Below are 15,618 nucleotides of genomic sequence, written 5' to 3' on the forward strand. Positions count from 1 at the left end.
CAGTAGAAAACCAAAAAAATGTGCGAATAATTTCACATATAAACATTAAATTGAAGGTGTTTTTGGAAGATTAAACGATCTTCTAAAAATGCTTTTTTTAGTAGAAGAAATTTTTTCAAGTAAATTTGTTTAGAAAACGACAAGTGTAGTCTGACAGGCTTTCTTCACGTAAACCTGTCCCTAGGGTCAGGGTCTTATTTTGAATTTTGAAACGTTGTTAAATCGGTATTTTTAAAATTTAACTCAAAAAATATTCTTCAAAAATGCCTTTTTTAAAAAATTGTGAAATTTTCTACATGTCAAATAAAAAGACTTGATTGTCATGATTATGTCTAAAAAAATAAAATTTTAATCAAAAAGCCTATTCTACGGCCTTTAGTGGCAGTTATTTTGTGTTTTAGAACACAATTTGAAATGGAGTGTTGACTTGAACCGTAGGGGGCATAAATATAATGGCACCATAACAAAAATGCAAACGCTCACAAAGGAGAGATTATCATGAAATATGACGCACTTGGAATGATTGAAACTAAAGGTTTAGTAGGTTCTATTGAAGCGGCCGACGCAATGGTGAAAGCAGCTAACGTATCTCTTATTGGTAAAGAATTAGTTGGTGGAGGACTAGTTACTGTCATGGTTCGTGGTGATGTTGGTGCTGTTAAGGCCGCTACTGATGCCGGTGCCGCTGCTGCCCAAAGAATTGGCGAACTATTATCAGTTCACGTAATTCCTCGTCCACATGCAGAAGTTGAGAATATTTTACCAACTCCAAACACAAAATAAGGAGTAAGTGACAATGGATATTAATAAGGAATCTATCAATGGTCGCATTAATCTTGCGGATAGTAAGAAAAATGCATTAACTAAAAAATTCCACACTACAGGATTAATTAATGGTGCAATTTCTGGATTAACGTATGGTATTTATTCAACTCTGGTAATGGTTGCTAGTGGGTATGATCCATTAGTCAGTGCCGCTGGATTTTTGGCAGCACCGTTTGTCTGTTCAGGACTAAATGATTTTATTGCCGGATTGTGGTTGTTGATCTACAACGCTAAAAAAGGTCGCTTGAAGGAGTTAGGCAGAACTCTTAAGACTAAGCCAGGCAAGATGTTGGTTATTGGATTCCTTCTTGGAGGACCAATTGCTAATGGTGCTTACTTAGTTGGTTTAGCAATGGCCGGTGCCTATGCAATTCCAATTTCTGCCACATGTAGTTTGTTCGGTGCTTTGTTTGCTTGGATGTTTTTGAAGCAAAAGCCAACCAAACGTGTTGTCTTGGGTATGGTGCTTTGTGTATTTGGCGCAATTATTATTAATTTTGTAAAACCTGAAGGAGCACCTAACTTCACTCTTGGAATTATCTGTGCTTTGATTGCCGCTGTTAGTTGGGGACTTGAAGGTGTTTTCTCCAGCTTTGGTGGTGCAATGATCGATACTGACGTTGCTGTTAATTTGAGAGAATTAATTTCAGGTCTAGTAGTTCTAGTTCTTATGGTTCCAGCTGTAGGAGCTCTTAAATTACTTGGCGGAACAATTTCAGCCGGAATCCCACTTGCTTGGTTAGCTGTAGCTGGACTAAGTGCAGCCATCTCATTCGTTACTTGGTATAAAGCTAATGCAACTGTTGGATGTGCAATTGGAATGTCACTCAATGTTACTTATGCTTTCTGGGGAGTTCTATTCTGTGTCCTATTCTTAGGTCAAACTTTGACTCCAACAATCGTCATTGGTTCAATCGTTATTGTTCTAGGTGCCATCATCGTAACGATGAATCCTTTAGATCTATTTAAAAAAGGAGGCGTTGAACAATGAGTTTACCAAGTAGAATGGCCGTTTTGAATTATATGAATAGTCACGAAGCAGTTGATGTTAAGGCAGTTATGGCAGCCTTAAAACCACTTTATGGAAATGAAAAACAGTTTAACGAAGAATTATATATGGAACATTTTATGGCTTTAGAGGCCAATGGGCTGGTCGAATTAGATAGTTATGAACTAGACAAAGACGACAACCTAATTATGAATTATCGAATCAACGCTGATGGTCGTGATGCTGTTGCAAAATATGTTGATAAAAAGTATAGCAACTAAACTAAGAGGTTGAATTTATGAGATATAAAGGTGATGAAGCATTGGGACTCATAGAGACAGTTGGTTTGGTCCCTGCATTGAAAGCAGCCGATGAAATGTTAAAAGCTGCAGAAGTTGAATTGATTTCATATGAAAACATAGGATCCACACTAGTTACGGTTATTGTAAAAGGCGATGTTGCGGCAGTTAAGTCAGCCGTTGAAGCTGGTGCCAAAGCAGCATCAGAGATCGGTAAACTTACGGCTAGCAATGTTATGCCACGTCCAATACCAGGTGTTGGCGACATTGTTTCAGTTCATGATATTGATCAATAACTTAGGAGTAAACAGATATGGAGAATTATAAAGCAATAGGATCAATTGAAACATTTGGTTTGGTGTTTGTTCTACAGGCTGCGGATGCTATGTGTAAAGCAGCAGATGTCGATATTGTCGGATATGAAAATGTTGCTTCAGGATATATTTCTGTAATTGTTCAAGGTGATGTTTCAGCCTGTGAAAGTGCAGTAGCCGCAGGAATCAAAGCTGTAGAAAATATGAATGCTGAAGTATATAGCTCAGTAGTCATTCCTAGTCCTCATCGCGACCTAACAAAAATAATTGATCGATATGCATTGAATAAACTATTGCCTGAATAATAAGGGAGCAATAATTATGCAATTAATAGACAATGATTTGAAATCATTACAGGAAGCAAGAATCGTCTCGGAGACAGCTAGGGATTCGTTTGGAATGTTAAAAGGATACAGTCAAGATGAACTGAATCTTACCCTTAAAAAAGTAATCGATGATTTGACCAAAGTTTTGCCAGACTTGTTAAAGCTTGAGTATGCCAATAAGTCCATCGGATCATGTGAAGATAAGTTGGATCTATATAATCAGTTCATTGAACTATATAAGAAAAATATTGATAATGAAAAAATTATTGGACCACTTTTATTCAATGATAAAGATCAGATTGAAAAGATGGGCATGCCCCTAGGTCCAATTGTTACGCTCTTACCAATTGAAAATACCGTTTTATATAGTGTTTACGCATTATTAATAGCGATTAAATCAGGGAATACTTTAGTATTAGTTCCATATCCAAAGGTGTCATCAATTTCTTCAAAAATATATCCACAGATTCAACTGATCTGTACTAACGCAGGATTACCTCAAGGATTCCTCGGATATATGAACAATGTGACTTTCAATGGTGTTAAAGAATTAACCGCCAGTTCAGAAATAGCTGCTGTAATCAATGTTGGTTGTGCTGAATATTATGATCAAATCAATATTCCAAGCAAACCGGTATTTTATGCAGAGACAGGTTCAACACCAGTTTTTATTCAAAAGACAGCCAACATTGCTAAAGCAAGTTCGCAGATTATTAAAAGTAGAGCTTTTGATAATGGATTGGCCCCGGCCTCAGAACAATTCGTTGTTGCCGAAAGCTCCATTTCTGAACATGTCAGAACACAATTGATTAATGACGGGGCTTACTTCATGAATAAAGAAGAAGAGGCTAAGTTGAGACAATCATTATTCCGTAATGGAGTAGGGGTCAGTGAAGAATGTATCGGTAAGACAGCCAAATGGATTGCTAATCGATCGGGCTTTTCCATTCCTGATGATGCTCTGGTACTGGTATCCGAACAACCTTATATTTTTGAAGATGATCCATTCGCTGTGAAGTTGAAATGTCCAATTATGGCTTTTTATAAAGAACCAGATTGGCGTCACGCTTGCGAAAAATGTATCCATCTTTTGAAAGAAAAACGTAACGGACATACCTTAGTTATTCATTCCAAAGATGACAAAATCATCAAAGAATATGCTATTCAAAAACCAGTTGGTCGAATGATCGTTAATGATTCAGCTTATCTAGCTGGTGTAGGAATAGGTTCGAATTTTCCACTTTCAATGTTTTTAGGTGGTCAAACGACTGGTAGAGGTTGTACTGCTAAGAACATCGTAGCTGAAGATTTAACTTACCAAAGAATGATTTATTACAACGATGATGAAACTATTTTATCCTACGACAAAAATTTTGAAGAAGATGTTCTAAAGAAGTTCCTTAATAAGATTTTAGAAAATTAATTCCACGAGAAGTGAGGGAATGATATGAATATTAAAGATTTTTCAGAAAAGTTATCTGAAGCTACTAAAGATTTAAGCGATGAAGAACGCCAAGCATTAGTGAAAATGTTTAGTTCAGTTTCAAACGAAGTATCTAAAGATGCTGAAACAACGCCTAGTAAAGTTGTTGTTGAAGATGAAGAAACTGAAATTCCAGACGGAATTACAAGTAGATTGAAGGCTCTAAAAGACAACTATTTGAAGCAAGTTCCTTCAATCACAACTTATCGTGCACGTGCCATTACTAAGATTGCCAAAGAAAATCCTGGTATGCCAAAGATCATGTTACGTGCTAAATGTTTCAAGTATTGTTGTGAAACAGCACCCTTAGTTATTCAAGATAACGAATTAATCGTTGGTGCTCCAAATGGTGCTCCTAGAGCTGGTGCTTTCTCTCCTGATATTGCTTGGAGATGGATGGAGGACGAAATTGACACGATTGGTACAAGACCTCAAGATCCTTTCTACATTTCTGATGAAGACAAGAAAATCATGCGTGAAGAACTTTTCCCATATTGGAAAGGTAAGTCAGTAGATGAATATTGTGAGGATCAATATCGTGAAGCCGGTGTCTGGGAATTATCAGGTGAATCATTTGTATCTGATTGTTCATACCACCAACTAAATGGTGGTGGAGATTCTAATCCTGGTTACGACGTTATCTTGATGAAAAAAGGTATGATCGATATTCAAAATGAAGCCAAGGCTCATCTTGAAGAATTGGATTATGAAAATCCAGATGATATCGACAAGATTTATTTCTACAAGTCAGTTATTGATACAACTGACGGTGTAATGACTTATGCCAAGAGAATGTCAGATTATGCAAAACAAATGGCTGATAAGGAAACTAACCCTAAGAGAAAAGCCGAATTGTTAAAGATTTCTGAAATTAACGCTAAGGTACCTGCACACAAACCAGATACTTTCTGGGAGGCTATCCAAGCTGTTTGGACAGTTGAATCGCTACTTGTTGTTGAAGAGAATCAAACGGGTATGTCAATTGGTCGTGTTGATCAATATATGTACCCAATGTTTAAGCACGATATTGAAAGCGGTAACATAACTAACTATCAAGCGTTTGAACTTGCTGGATGTATGTTGATTAAGATGTCAGAAATGATGTGGATCACAAGTGAAGGTGGATCTAAGTTCTTCGCTGGTTACCAACCATTCGTTAACATGTGTGTCGGTGGTGTGACACGTCAAGGTCTAGATGCAACTAATGATTTGACTTACTTATTAATGGATGCCGTTCGTCACGTTAAGGTTTACCAACCTTCACTAGCCTGCCGTATTCACAGTAAATCACCTCGTGCATACCTAAAGAAGATTGTTGATGTTGTTAGAGCTGGAATGGGATTCCCAGCATGTCACTTTGATGACACACACATTAAGATCATGCTTGCCAAAGGAGTCTCACTTGAAGATGCTCGTGACTACTGTTTGATGGGATGTGTTGAACCACAGAAATCTGGTCGACTATATCAATGGACATCAACAGCTTATACACAATGGCCTATCTGTATCGAACTTGTTCTAAACCATGGTGTTGACCTATGGTACGGCAAGAAGGTTTGTCCAGATATGGGTGATCTATCGAAGTTCAAGACATACGAAGAATTCGATGCTGCCGTTAAGGAAGAAATTAAGTACATTACTAAATGGACTGATGTTGCAACTGTTATCTCACAAAGAGTTCACAGAAGCCTAGCACCTAAACCATTAATGTCAATTATGTATGAAGGTTGTATGGAACATGGTAAAGACGTATCAGCCGGTGGAGCAATGTACAACTACGGACCAGGTGTTGTTTGGTCAGGATTAGCAACATACACAGATTCAATGGCTGCTATCAAGAAGTTAGTCTTTGATGACAAGAAATACACACTTGAAGAATTAAACAAGGTTCTTGTTTCCGACTTTGAAGACAACGATCAGGCTCGTAAAGATTGTTTAGCTGCTCCTAAGTATGGAAATGATGATGACTACGCTGATTTAATTGCTGCTGACATCATTGCCTACACAGAAGAAGAACATAAGAAGTACAAGACATTGTTCTCAAACTTGAGTCATGGAACATTATCAATTTCCAATAACACACCATTTGGTCAAATGACAGGTGCTTCAGCCAACGGTAGAAAAGCTTGGACTCCATTATCAGATGGTATTAGTCCTACACAAGGTGCCGATTATAAAGGACCTACAGCTATTATTAAGTCTGTATCTAAGATGTCTAACGATTCAATGAATATCGGAATGGTTCATAACTTCAAGATCATGTCTAGCTTACTAGATACCTCCGAAGGTGAAGAAAGTTTGATCATGTTGTTGAGAACAGCTTGTGCTTTAGGCAATGGACAAATGCAATTTAACTACTTAGATAATAAGACTTTGTTAGATGCTCAAAAACATCCCGAACAATATCGTGATTTGATTGTCCGTGTTGCTGGATACAGTGCCTTCTTCGTTGAATTATGTAAAGACGTTCAAGACGAAATCATTAGTCGTACGGTGCTTACTCACTTTTAATTAACAATCAGGAGATGAAAACAATGGATACAAATGTGGATGGTGGCATCGAACGTCAGGCCATGATATTCAATGTTCAGAAATATAGTTTGTATGATGGGCCAGGGATAAGAACCATTGTATTCATGAAAGGTTGCCCATTAAGATGCAGATGGTGTGCTAATCCTGAGGGTATGAACCGAAAATACGAAGTTATGTTCAAGGAAAGTTTATGTAGCGATTGTATGGCATGTGTTGAAGCCTGTCCTCGCGGTATTCACTACATAGATGAGAATGGTCAACATCGTGTTAGACGTGATATTTCTTGTATTGGTTGTCATAAATGTGAAGAAGTTTGTCCAATGAATGCAATCCACATTACCGGAGCCATTAAAACCATACCTGAATTAATGAAAGTTATTCATGAAGATGATGCTTTCTATCAACAATCAGGCGGCGGTGTAACTTTGAGCGGTGGAGAATGTACTTCACAACCAGATGCCGCATTGGCTTTATTAAAAGCCTGCAAAGCTGATGGAATCAATACAGCTATTGAAACATGTGGACACAGTCGTATGGATAAATTGATGGAAATGGCCGATTACATTGATTTGTTCCTATATGATATGAAACACATGGACCCAGTAAGACATAACGAGTTAACAGGAATTAGCAATGAGAGAATCTTAGCTAATTTGAAAGAACTTTTCGAACGTGGATACCAAGTTAAAATCAGAATGCCAATGCTCAAGGGTGTTAATGACAGTGAAAAAGAAATTCATCAAATCATTGATTTCCTAATGCCATATCGTGATTACCCTAACTTCCAAGGTATTAATTTATTGCCATATCATAAGCTCGGAGTTAACAAGTACGGACAACTAGGAATTGATTATCCAGTCAAAGAAGATCCAAGTTTATCCGACGAAGATTTGGACCGTATCGAAGGTTGGATTAAAGAATACGATTTTCCTGTAAAGGTTATAAGACATTAATACTAGATGAAAGGAGGGAATCATATGAATAAATTCAGTATGAAAACAGAAATAATCAGTGGAAATAATTCAATAAGTGAGCTTTCCAACATGCCGATCAAAAATGCTTTAGTTGTCTGTGATCCATTCATGGTCAAGTCAGGTAAGGTTTCGGCAGTCACAGATGCACTTGATAAATTAGACGTTAAATATGATATTTTCTCCGAAGTAGTTCCTGATCCTTCAATAGATGTAGTTTCAGGTGGATTATTCAAAGGAATATCACTGAAGCCTGATACGATCATTGCTTTAGGCGGTGGTTCAGCGATGGACACTGCTAAAGTAATCAAGCATCTCATGGATAATATCGAGATTAAATTAATTTGTATACCTAGTACTAGTGGTACTGGTAGTGAAGTTACTTCATTTGCAGTTATTTCAGATCCAAGCGCCAATGGTAAATATGCTTTGGTAGATGAAGATATGATTCCAGATATTGCTATATTAGATCCAAGTTTAACCATGAGTGTTCCAGCAACAATTACAGCTGACACTGGAATGGATGTAATCACACATGACTTGGAGGCCTATGTATCACTGAATAGTAGTAGTTTTACCGATGCTTTGGCTGAAAAATCCATTCGAATTGTTTGGAATGAATTGCCTAAGGTTGTTAAAAACGGTAACGATGTAGAAGCACGAAAAGTCATGCACGATGCATCTTGTATGGCGGGGATGGCCTTCAGTGAAGCTTCATTAGGAATTTGTCACAGTCTGGCTCATGCCTTAGGTGGTCGTTTCCATAAAGCACACGGAAGACTGAACGCAATGTTATTACCTTATGTCATTCAATATAATTCTGGAATTGATGGATCTGAAGAAACTGAAGCATTACACCGATATGCACAAATTGCTCGAGTTTTAAATATTTCATCATATACAGATAGATCGACTGTTAATTTATTGATTGGTAACTTGAAGAGACTAACTGATCAGCTTTCAATTCCTAAAACAATTGCTCAATTAGGAATTGATGAAAATGAGTATAAATCAGCAGTTCCGGATATGGCTAAAGCAGCATTAAAAGATAGATGTACGGTAACTAATCCTGTTGTTCCTACACAAGAAGATTTAGAAAATATATATCTTAAGTTAGTTAAAGGAAGCTAAAGATATGTTTATTACGGAAAGAGAATTACAGGGTCTCTACCATAAAGCAGAATTTTCAGAATATATGATTTCCAAGAACGACAGGTTAACACCTGAAGCCAAAAGTTTTTTAACAGGTAAAGGAATAAAAATAATCGAAAAAGATCATTCGAAGGATGTCCATAAGACAGAAATCACAGACGGCCAAGATATTACTAAAGAACTTTTAAAGTTAGATCTACAGGCCGCCATCGTTGAAGCTTATGAAATAGATATCAAATTAGGCAACAGTATTTATGAAGTGTATGAGTTGCTTGATCAAGAAATGCCACCAAATTTACAGATATATTCATGTGATGCAAATGAAGTACTTAGTAAACCTATAACAAAAGAAACGTTAAGAAACCCTAAGTATAAAGTGATTATTTTACTTAAAAAGTGTTTATCAAGAATATGTGAAGTTCAATTAGATTCAAAAGATCAATTGAATTTAGTAAAGATAGAGCTGGTCGATCAGATTCGTAAACTAATGGAGGATTAATTATGGGTGAAAGTATGCAGGCTTGTAATGATTTAGTTTCAAAATTTGAAGCCGTTGTTGCCAATCCAGTAATTGATAAAAGCAAAATATATTACACAGGTGTTGATCTAGGAACTGCTTGTGTGGTTCTAGTAGTTATGAATTCTGAATATGAACCAGTTGCGGGTGCATATGAATATTCAGATGTGGTAAAAGATGGAATGATCGTTGATTATTTTGGAGCTATTACCTTAGTAAAAAAACTGAAAAAGAAATTAGAAGATCTGCTTGATACAGAACTTGTTTATTCTTCCACAGCCATTCCACCGGACACTGAGTCCCTGGATGGCGGAGCAATTAAAAACGTAATTCAAAGTGCAGGCTTTGAAATTACATCTATCTTAGATGAACCAACTGCCGCTAATAATGTTTTGAACATTAAGAATGGTGCCATCGTGGATATTGGTGGTGGGACAACCGGGATTTCCATTTTAAATAATGGAAAGGTAGTCAAAGTATCCGATGAAGCAACTGGTGGAACTCACTTAACCTTAACAATAGCTGGAGCAATGAGTACTTCATTTGAAGATGCTGAATTGTATAAGAGAAATACAGACAATCACAAAGAACTCTTACCAATTTTGAAACCAGTTATTGAAAAAATTTCAACTATCATAACAACACAAGTTGCTGGGTATGATGTGAAGGATTTGTATTTGGTTGGTGGAACTGCTTGCTTAGGTGGGATTGAGAAGATTATTGAAAAGAAAACGGGGATAACAACACATAAGCCAGTAAATCCCATGTTTGTTACTCCTTTAGGGATTGCTAAAAGTTGTACAAATGAAGTCATAGATTAGGAGGCAGTAGATATGGACTGTAGAATTATCAAGTCACCTAGCGAAGGAACCATGGCGATATTAAATCGTCGTAAAGGTTCTGGAATTAGAGACAAAATCGACAACATAGATGCCGTCGGTTTAGTTCAAGGAAGATTGATCGAAATGGTTGTAGCCTCGGATATTGCTGAAAAAGCTGTCGGTGTTACCACGGAAGATATCAGGGGTAGCTGTCCTCAGAACATGATTATGCTCGCCATCTTTGGCGATACTGCCTCCGTCACTTCAGCAATCGAAGAGATCAAGAAAACGTGGGAAACGGAACAATGGTAATAGCTAAATTAATAGATAATGTCTGGGCAACCAGAAAAGCTGATAATATGAACGGCTTGAAATTAATGTTGGCAGAGATCACAGGCGGTAGAAAGAACGGAGAACAAATCGTAGTTTGTGATGTAATTGGTGCCGGTATTGGCGATAGAGTCATCATAGCTAGTGGCACTGCAGCCAGACAGGCGTTAGGGGACAATACCATACCAATAGATTCAGCTGTGATTGGAATCATCGATGATAGCTGTAAACCAGTCTGAGGGGGTGTTGGTAAATGAAAAAGGCACTATGTGCAAGCACTGTTGAAAGCGTTTACTCAAATGGTCAAACGAATATTGAAGTTGATCAAGATACCATTATCACACCTTTGGCCAAAGATTTAATTGAAGAATATGGTTTAAATGTAAAAATCATTGAACCAAAAAAGAAGAAAGATGCGAGTTCTAAAAATATTTCTGAAGAATTGATCGTATCAATAATTAAAAAGATATTGAAAGATTCTTTGAATAATCGATATGTAATGAAACTCGATTCTAATGGATTAAAAGTTGTCGATGGGAGCAGTATACAATTTACTGATATTCCTAACTGTACAAATGGTGGGTCCGGTCAATATTGCAGTATTTTTTTCGGAAATTCTAATAAATCAAAGTTTGGCTTAGTCAGACTAAATCATACCGAACTAACTAAAACCATTGGAAATGACACTTATCTATACATATCTAAAGGAGCATTAGATATCTCCATTAATGAGAATTCGTGTGTATCAAAAGAAGGCGACATCATTTTCATTCCTAAGAGAGCTAATGTCACTGTTAAAGCCCTTAAAGATGTCGAACTTGTTTATTCTTTAACTGAATAATTCATATAAATTGATGGAGGTAATTATGCAAGCATTAGGGTTAATAGAAACCAATGGACTAATCGCCGCTATTGAATCCAGTGATGTCATGTTAAAAACAGCTGAAGTTGACCTAGTGTCAAAAGAATTCGTCGGTGGCGGATTAGTAACAGTATCAGTTGTTGGGGATGTTGGGGCTGTAAAAACGGCCGTTGATGCCGGAGCTAGTGCAGTCGAACAATTGGGAGATAGTTTCCTAGTTTCAAAACACGTCATTGCCAGACCTGATTCAGAAATTGAACCACTTTTAGATGGTCCAAAAACGAAAAAGGTTCCAGAAGAAGTTGCCGAAGAGATAGTTGAAGCAGATCCAGTTGAAAATGTCGAAGAAACACCGAAGAAAAAACCAGTCGGTTTTAAACCTGAAGAGCTGGAACCAAAACGAATTGCCGAACTAAGAAAAATAGTAAAAACTAAAACGAACTTGAACATATCAGATGCCGATTTACAAAAGATGAGTAAGAAGCAGATTATCACTGAAATATTGAATTCTGATAAGGAAGGTTAGTAATTATATAGGAGAGCGAACATGGAGAATTTTGATAAAGATTTAAGATCAATTCAAGAAGCCAGAGACCTTGCCAGAGCGGGCCATCAAGCCGCAGTTGATATTTCAACTTTTAGTCAAGAACAAATCGATGCCATTTTAAAAGCAATGAGCATTGCTGGAGAGAAACATGCTGTTGAGTTAGCTCAATTGGCAGTTGAAGATACTGGATTCGGAAATGTTGCTGACAAGACATATAAGAATCACGCTGCAGCAACTTTGCTATATGAGCAAATCAAAGATGAAAAAACAGTCGGTATTATCAGTAAAGATACTGAATTGAAGACTATGGATGTTGCAGAACCAGTTGGTTTGGTAATGGGAATCGTGCCATCAACTAATCCAACATCAACTGTTATTTTCAAATCAATGATTGCTTTGAAAGCAAGAAATGCCATTGTTTTTGCTCCACATCCAGCCGCTGCTAAATGTACATTCAGAGCTGCAGAGATTATGAATGAAGCCGCTAAATCTGCCGGAGCTCCGGATAACATTATCACTTGTGTTTCAAATTCAACAATGGGATCAACTAATGAGTTGATGCATGCTAAAGAAGTTAAGCTGATTATTGCTACAGGTGGCCCAGGAATGGTTAAAGCAGCCTACAGTTCAGGTAAACCTGCTATTGGGGTTGGAGCTGGTAATTCTCCTTCCTATATTGAACGCAGTGCCGATGTAAAAGAGTCAGTTTCACAAATCATCGCAAGTAAATCATTTGATTACGGAACAATCTGTGCATCAGAACAATCCATTATTTGCGAAAAATGTAATAAAGATGAAGTCGTCAGTGAGTTAGAAAAACAAGGTGGATACTTCATGGACGATGCTGAAACAGAAGCTGTCTGCAACTTGTTATTCAAGAATGGTGGACACGCAATGGACGCTAAATTCGTTGGTAGATCACCACAAGTAATTTCTAAAGCAGCTGGTTTCGAAGTCCCTGCTGATACAAAGATTTTGATTGGTAAACAATCTGGTGTTGGTGAAGGCAATCCGCTTTCATACGAAAAACTAACTACAGTATTAGCATTCTACGTTGTAGAAGATTGGAAAGAAGCTTGTCAATTAAGTATTGAACTTCTTCAAAACGGAATTGGACATACAATGAATCTTCACACTAATCGCGAAGATATCGTCTTAAAATTTGCAGCCAAACCAGCCTCAAGAATCCTTGTAAATACTGGTGGTAGCCAAGGTGGAACAGGTATCAGTACTGGCTTACCAATTTCCTTCACGTTAGGTTGTGGAACATGTGGTGGAAGTTCAGTTTCAGAGAATGTAAGTCCTAAACATTTACTTAACATCAAGAAAGTAGCCTTTGGTTTGAAAGATGTAACAACTTTGGCTGAAGATGACAAGAGCTTCAATCATCCAGAACTCAAAGATGTTGTTAAGAAATGTGTAAACAAAACTCAATGTGACAGTTCATTAGAACATGTAACAAAAGATATGTCGGATAAAGAACTAAAAGTACTAACTGAATTAGTTAGAAAAACATTATCTGAAATGAATGCGTAGGTGTCGACATGGAAGACTATGAAGAATTATTAGGTAAATTGGTCGAGAAATTATCTGGACCAAATGTTTCCGAAGACGTGATTGCGGAAATTGCTAAAAAAGCTACAACAGATGAAAAAACAATTCCGGTTGGAGTATCTAACCGTCATATCCATTTATCACAAACTGATTTGGATAAGTTGTTTGGCAAGGGCTATCAATTGACTCCTTTAAAGGATTTATCACAACCTGGACAATATGCTAGTAAAGAAACAGTTATTATCTGTGGACCTAAAGGTTCAATCAGTAAGGTGAGAATCCTTGGACCAGTCAGAGCTAGAACCCAAGTAGAAGTTCTAAGAGGCGATACCTTTAAATTAGGTATTAAAGCACCACTTAGAATTTCAGGTGACTTACTTAATTCAGGACAGGTTACTGTTGTTGGTCCTAAAGGGTCAGTTGAATTAGATGAAGGTGTTATCGTAGCCCAACGTCATATTCATATGTTGCCAAGCGATGCTGAAAGATTTGGTGTTAAAAATGGCGATATCGTTACGATTGTTATCGAAGGTGATCGTGGTGGAGAACTCAACAATGTAGCCATTAGAGCTAACGATAAATCTGGGTTAGAGTGTCATATTGATACTGAAGAAGCAAATGCTTTAGGAATGAATTCTAAAACTAGGATTCGTATTAAATAAACGAAAATTTGGAGGAAATTATAATGAAATCTGATGCATTAGGAATGATCGAAACAAAAGGACTAGTAGGTTCAATTGAAGCAGCCGATGCTATGGTAAAGGCAGCTAATGTTACTTTAGTAGGAAAAGAATTCGTTGGTGGCGGAATTGTCACAGTTATGGTTAGAGGCGATGTTGGGGCTGTTAAAGCAGCTACAGATGCTGGCGCCGCAGCCGCTCAAAGAATTGGTGAATTGTTATCAGTTCACGTAATTCCTCGTCCACACGCAGAAGTTGAAAATATTCTACCAAAGACAACAACAACTACAGCTGAATAAGAATATTATAGGTAGTCAATTTTTTCTCAAGTTACAACTCCATATTCACACTCCGAAAAATTAGAGCTGAACTAGCACATTCAACTCTTAAATAAAAAGCCGGCAACTCTTTCAAATCAGAGTTACTGGCTTTTGTTTTAATTTAAATTTACACCCTGTATTGCATTAGAATATGAAGTAGATTAGTTTTTAACGATGGGTATCAAGATTTCAGTGACAAACATATTGATATCGGTAGTAGTCCAATAATCGACGACGAATCTTTCATACACGTTGGGACCGCAATTGTAGCCATTTTCTTTAGCCCAATTTTCCATATCAGCGTATTTTTTATACATTTGAGCGTGGTCACCGATGTAATAAGAGGAAATAAAAGTTTTACCACCAATATTTTCTAAAGGTAAGTTACTGTCATTATTTCGAACTGGCTTTTGCATGATGGTAACACGGTTGGCTAATTCTAAGGATTTCTTTTGACAATCATCAAAGGCTAGAATCACTGGACCAGTAATTTCAGCGTTATTTTCCTCCAAGTACCTGATCCAAGGAACATTGATTACCGATTCTTTATAATCATAATCAAAATCTTGGTCTAAAAAGAAATATTGAGTTGGCTGAATATATTTGATATTGATAGATTCAAATTTATTACTGGTCACATTCATACCTTCATGAATCAGTTCCAACCAATCCATCAAGGCTTGGCGAGAATTTTGAATTCTTTTTTCTTCGTCTTCTAAGAATGATATTTGATTTAAAAAATTTCTTTCATGGAACAAACAACTGTTATTGTCACCAACGCCATTCATGTCCTGCAACTTAAAACCCATCTGTTTATAATATTTAAGGATTGGCATTAATTGAATAGTGGAGTCACTGTAGTATCGATACCCGTTGGATGGACAAATGTAGTCTGGTTTGAGGATACCTAATTCTTCGTAGAAAATTAAAGTTTTGCGAGAGACTTTGCATATTTTGGCTGTTTCACCTATGGTATGCAAATTTTTTGAGTCAACCATTATTAACCTCCATGATAAATACCGTTCATAAGTGTATTATATAACAGTATAGTTGTAAACGCTTACAATATTTTGAGCCGATTTATATTTAGATTGAAT

At 37.0% G+C, this 15,618-nt stretch carries 19 protein-coding genes; 18 read left to right on the forward strand and 1 reads right to left on the reverse strand.

The features are described 5' to 3' along the window. Window positions 1-498 precede the first annotated feature (498 nt). Genes eutM (ATN92_RS00800) through eutM (ATN92_RS00885) form a run of 18 tightly spaced genes read left to right on the forward strand, consistent with a single transcriptional unit; the run spans window position 499 to window position 14,500 of the window. Complete coding sequence (eutM, locus tag ATN92_RS00800) at window positions 499-783, forward strand: ethanolamine utilization microcompartment protein EutM (protein ID WP_025085267.1); 285 nt, start codon at window positions 499-501, stop codon at window positions 781-783. Between the two features lie 13 nt (window positions 784-796). Then, the gene (locus tag ATN92_RS00805) at window positions 797-1,816 is read left to right on the forward strand and encodes a DMT family transporter (protein ID WP_056951032.1); all 1,020 of its coding nucleotides are present in this window, start codon (window positions 797-799) and stop codon (window positions 1,814-1,816) included. Then, window positions 1,813-2,094: a hypothetical protein gene (locus tag ATN92_RS00810; RefSeq protein WP_056951034.1), complete on the forward strand. Its 282-nt coding sequence runs from the start codon at window positions 1,813-1,815 to the stop codon at window positions 2,092-2,094. Before ATN92_RS00805 ends, ATN92_RS00810 begins: the two co-directional genes overlap by 4 nt. 17 nt (window positions 2,095-2,111) lie before the next feature. Next, window positions 2,112-2,408 (forward strand): BMC domain-containing protein, encoded by a 297-nt coding sequence (locus ATN92_RS00815; protein ID WP_025085270.1) that lies wholly within the window; start codon window positions 2,112-2,114, stop codon window positions 2,406-2,408. 17 nt (window positions 2,409-2,425) lie between these two features. Then, window positions 2,426-2,731, forward strand: a complete 306-nt coding sequence (locus ATN92_RS00820) for a BMC domain-containing protein (protein WP_056951036.1) — start codon at window positions 2,426-2,428, stop codon at window positions 2,729-2,731. Window positions 2,732-2,747: 16 nt separating this feature from the next. Next, a complete protein-coding gene (locus ATN92_RS00825; protein WP_056951038.1) occupies window positions 2,748-4,175 on the forward strand; it encodes an aldehyde dehydrogenase family protein in 1,428 nt (475 codons plus the stop codon). A gap of 24 nt (window positions 4,176-4,199) precedes the next feature. After that, complete coding sequence (gene cutC, locus ATN92_RS00830; protein WP_056951041.1) at window positions 4,200-6,746, forward strand: choline trimethylamine-lyase; 2,547 nt, start codon at window positions 4,200-4,202, stop codon at window positions 6,744-6,746. A 23-nt stretch (window positions 6,747-6,769) separates the two neighbouring features. Continuing rightward, window positions 6,770-7,720, forward strand: coding sequence for a choline TMA-lyase-activating enzyme (cutD, locus tag ATN92_RS00835; protein ID WP_087721284.1), 951 nt, complete (start codon window positions 6,770-6,772; stop codon window positions 7,718-7,720). Between the two features lie 24 nt (window positions 7,721-7,744). Then, window positions 7,745-8,869 (forward strand): 1-propanol dehydrogenase PduQ, encoded by a 1,125-nt coding sequence (locus ATN92_RS00840; protein ID WP_056951045.1) that lies wholly within the window; start codon window positions 7,745-7,747, stop codon window positions 8,867-8,869. A 4-nt stretch (window positions 8,870-8,873) separates the two neighbouring features. Beyond that, on the forward strand, window positions 8,874-9,389 hold the full coding sequence (locus tag ATN92_RS00845; RefSeq protein ID WP_056951047.1) for a hypothetical protein: 516 nt from the start codon (window positions 8,874-8,876) through the stop codon (window positions 9,387-9,389). 2 nt (window positions 9,390-9,391) lie between these two features. Continuing rightward, entirely contained in the window at window positions 9,392-10,228 is an 837-nt protein-coding gene (eutJ, locus tag ATN92_RS00850) for an ethanolamine utilization protein EutJ (RefSeq protein ID WP_056951049.1), read from the forward strand. A 12-nt stretch (window positions 10,229-10,240) separates the two neighbouring features. Beyond that, window positions 10,241-10,540 carry a BMC domain-containing protein gene (locus tag ATN92_RS00855; RefSeq protein WP_025085277.1) on the forward strand — a complete coding sequence of 100 codons (300 nt, stop codon included), beginning with the start codon at window positions 10,241-10,243 and terminating at the stop codon, window positions 10,538-10,540. Beyond that, window positions 10,534-10,797 (forward strand): EutN/CcmL family microcompartment protein, encoded by a 264-nt coding sequence (locus ATN92_RS00860; protein ID WP_056951051.1) that lies wholly within the window; start codon window positions 10,534-10,536, stop codon window positions 10,795-10,797. The genes ATN92_RS00855 and ATN92_RS00860 overlap by 7 nt, the downstream gene beginning before the upstream one ends. A 14-nt stretch (window positions 10,798-10,811) precedes the next feature. After that, the gene (locus tag ATN92_RS00865) at window positions 10,812-11,399 is read left to right on the forward strand and encodes a cupin domain-containing protein (protein WP_056951053.1); all 588 of its coding nucleotides are present in this window, start codon (window positions 10,812-10,814) and stop codon (window positions 11,397-11,399) included. 25 nt (window positions 11,400-11,424) lie between these two features. Next, complete coding sequence (locus ATN92_RS19265) at window positions 11,425-11,946, forward strand: BMC domain-containing protein (protein WP_056951055.1); 522 nt, start codon at window positions 11,425-11,427, stop codon at window positions 11,944-11,946. 21 nt (window positions 11,947-11,967) lie between these two features. Continuing rightward, window positions 11,968-13,503: an acetaldehyde dehydrogenase (acetylating) gene (locus tag ATN92_RS00875; RefSeq protein ID WP_056951057.1), complete on the forward strand. Its 1,536-nt coding sequence runs from the start codon at window positions 11,968-11,970 to the stop codon at window positions 13,501-13,503. A gap of 8 nt (window positions 13,504-13,511) precedes the next feature. Beyond that, window positions 13,512-14,183: a phosphate propanoyltransferase gene (locus ATN92_RS00880; RefSeq protein WP_025085282.1), complete on the forward strand. Its 672-nt coding sequence runs from the start codon at window positions 13,512-13,514 to the stop codon at window positions 14,181-14,183. Window positions 14,184-14,206: 23 nt separating this feature from the next. Next, complete coding sequence (gene eutM, locus ATN92_RS00885; protein ID WP_056951059.1) at window positions 14,207-14,500, forward strand: ethanolamine utilization microcompartment protein EutM; 294 nt, start codon at window positions 14,207-14,209, stop codon at window positions 14,498-14,500. Window positions 14,501-14,682: 182 nt separating this feature from the next. On the opposite strand, the gene ATN92_RS00890 is transcribed toward eutM (ATN92_RS00885), so the two are convergent. Beyond that, window positions 14,683-15,519: a MerR family transcriptional regulator gene (locus ATN92_RS00890; protein ID WP_056951061.1), complete on the reverse strand. Its 837-nt coding sequence runs from the start codon at window positions 15,517-15,519 to the stop codon at window positions 14,683-14,685. Between the last annotated feature and the right edge of the window lie 99 nt (window positions 15,520-15,618).

Source organism: Companilactobacillus bobalius, assembly GCF_009764355.1.

Bases quoted from the DNA above. Each gene is read 5' to 3' on its own strand.
- ATN92_RS00845 (WP_056951047.1), top strand. From the start codon at position 8,874: ATGTTTATTACGGAAAGAGAATTACAGGGTCTCTACCATAAAGCAGAA.
- eutM (WP_025085267.1), top strand. From the start codon at position 499: ATGAAATATGACGCACTTGGAATGATTGAAACTAAAGGTTTAGTAGGT.
- ATN92_RS00805 (WP_056951032.1), top strand. From the start codon at position 797: ATGGATATTAATAAGGAATCTATCAATGGTCGCATTAATCTTGCGGAT.
- ATN92_RS00840 (WP_056951045.1), top strand. From the start codon at position 7,745: ATGAATAAATTCAGTATGAAAACAGAAATAATCAGTGGAAATAATTCA.
- ATN92_RS19265 (WP_056951055.1), top strand. From the start codon at position 11,425: ATGCAAGCATTAGGGTTAATAGAAACCAATGGACTAATCGCCGCTATT.
- ATN92_RS00890 (WP_056951061.1), bottom strand. From the start codon at position 15,519: ATGGTTGACTCAAAAAATTTGCATACCATAGGTGAAACAGCCAAAATA.
- cutD (WP_087721284.1), top strand. From the start codon at position 6,770: ATGGATACAAATGTGGATGGTGGCATCGAACGTCAGGCCATGATATTC.
- ATN92_RS00825 (WP_056951038.1), top strand. From the start codon at position 2,748: ATGCAATTAATAGACAATGATTTGAAATCATTACAGGAAGCAAGAATC.
- ATN92_RS00810 (WP_056951034.1), top strand. From the start codon at position 1,813: ATGAGTTTACCAAGTAGAATGGCCGTTTTGAATTATATGAATAGTCAC.
- ATN92_RS00855 (WP_025085277.1), top strand. From the start codon at position 10,241: ATGGACTGTAGAATTATCAAGTCACCTAGCGAAGGAACCATGGCGATA.
- eutM (WP_056951059.1), top strand. From the start codon at position 14,207: ATGAAATCTGATGCATTAGGAATGATCGAAACAAAAGGACTAGTAGGT.
- ATN92_RS00865 (WP_056951053.1), top strand. From the start codon at position 10,812: ATGAAAAAGGCACTATGTGCAAGCACTGTTGAAAGCGTTTACTCAAAT.
- ATN92_RS00860 (WP_056951051.1), top strand. From the start codon at position 10,534: ATGGTAATAGCTAAATTAATAGATAATGTCTGGGCAACCAGAAAAGCT.
- ATN92_RS00880 (WP_025085282.1), top strand. From the start codon at position 13,512: ATGGAAGACTATGAAGAATTATTAGGTAAATTGGTCGAGAAATTATCT.
- eutJ (WP_056951049.1), top strand. From the start codon at position 9,392: ATGGGTGAAAGTATGCAGGCTTGTAATGATTTAGTTTCAAAATTTGAA.
- ATN92_RS00820 (WP_056951036.1), top strand. From the start codon at position 2,426: ATGGAGAATTATAAAGCAATAGGATCAATTGAAACATTTGGTTTGGTG.
- ATN92_RS00815 (WP_025085270.1), top strand. From the start codon at position 2,112: ATGAGATATAAAGGTGATGAAGCATTGGGACTCATAGAGACAGTTGGT.
- ATN92_RS00875 (WP_056951057.1), top strand. From the start codon at position 11,968: ATGGAGAATTTTGATAAAGATTTAAGATCAATTCAAGAAGCCAGAGAC.
- cutC (WP_056951041.1), top strand. From the start codon at position 4,200: ATGAATATTAAAGATTTTTCAGAAAAGTTATCTGAAGCTACTAAAGAT.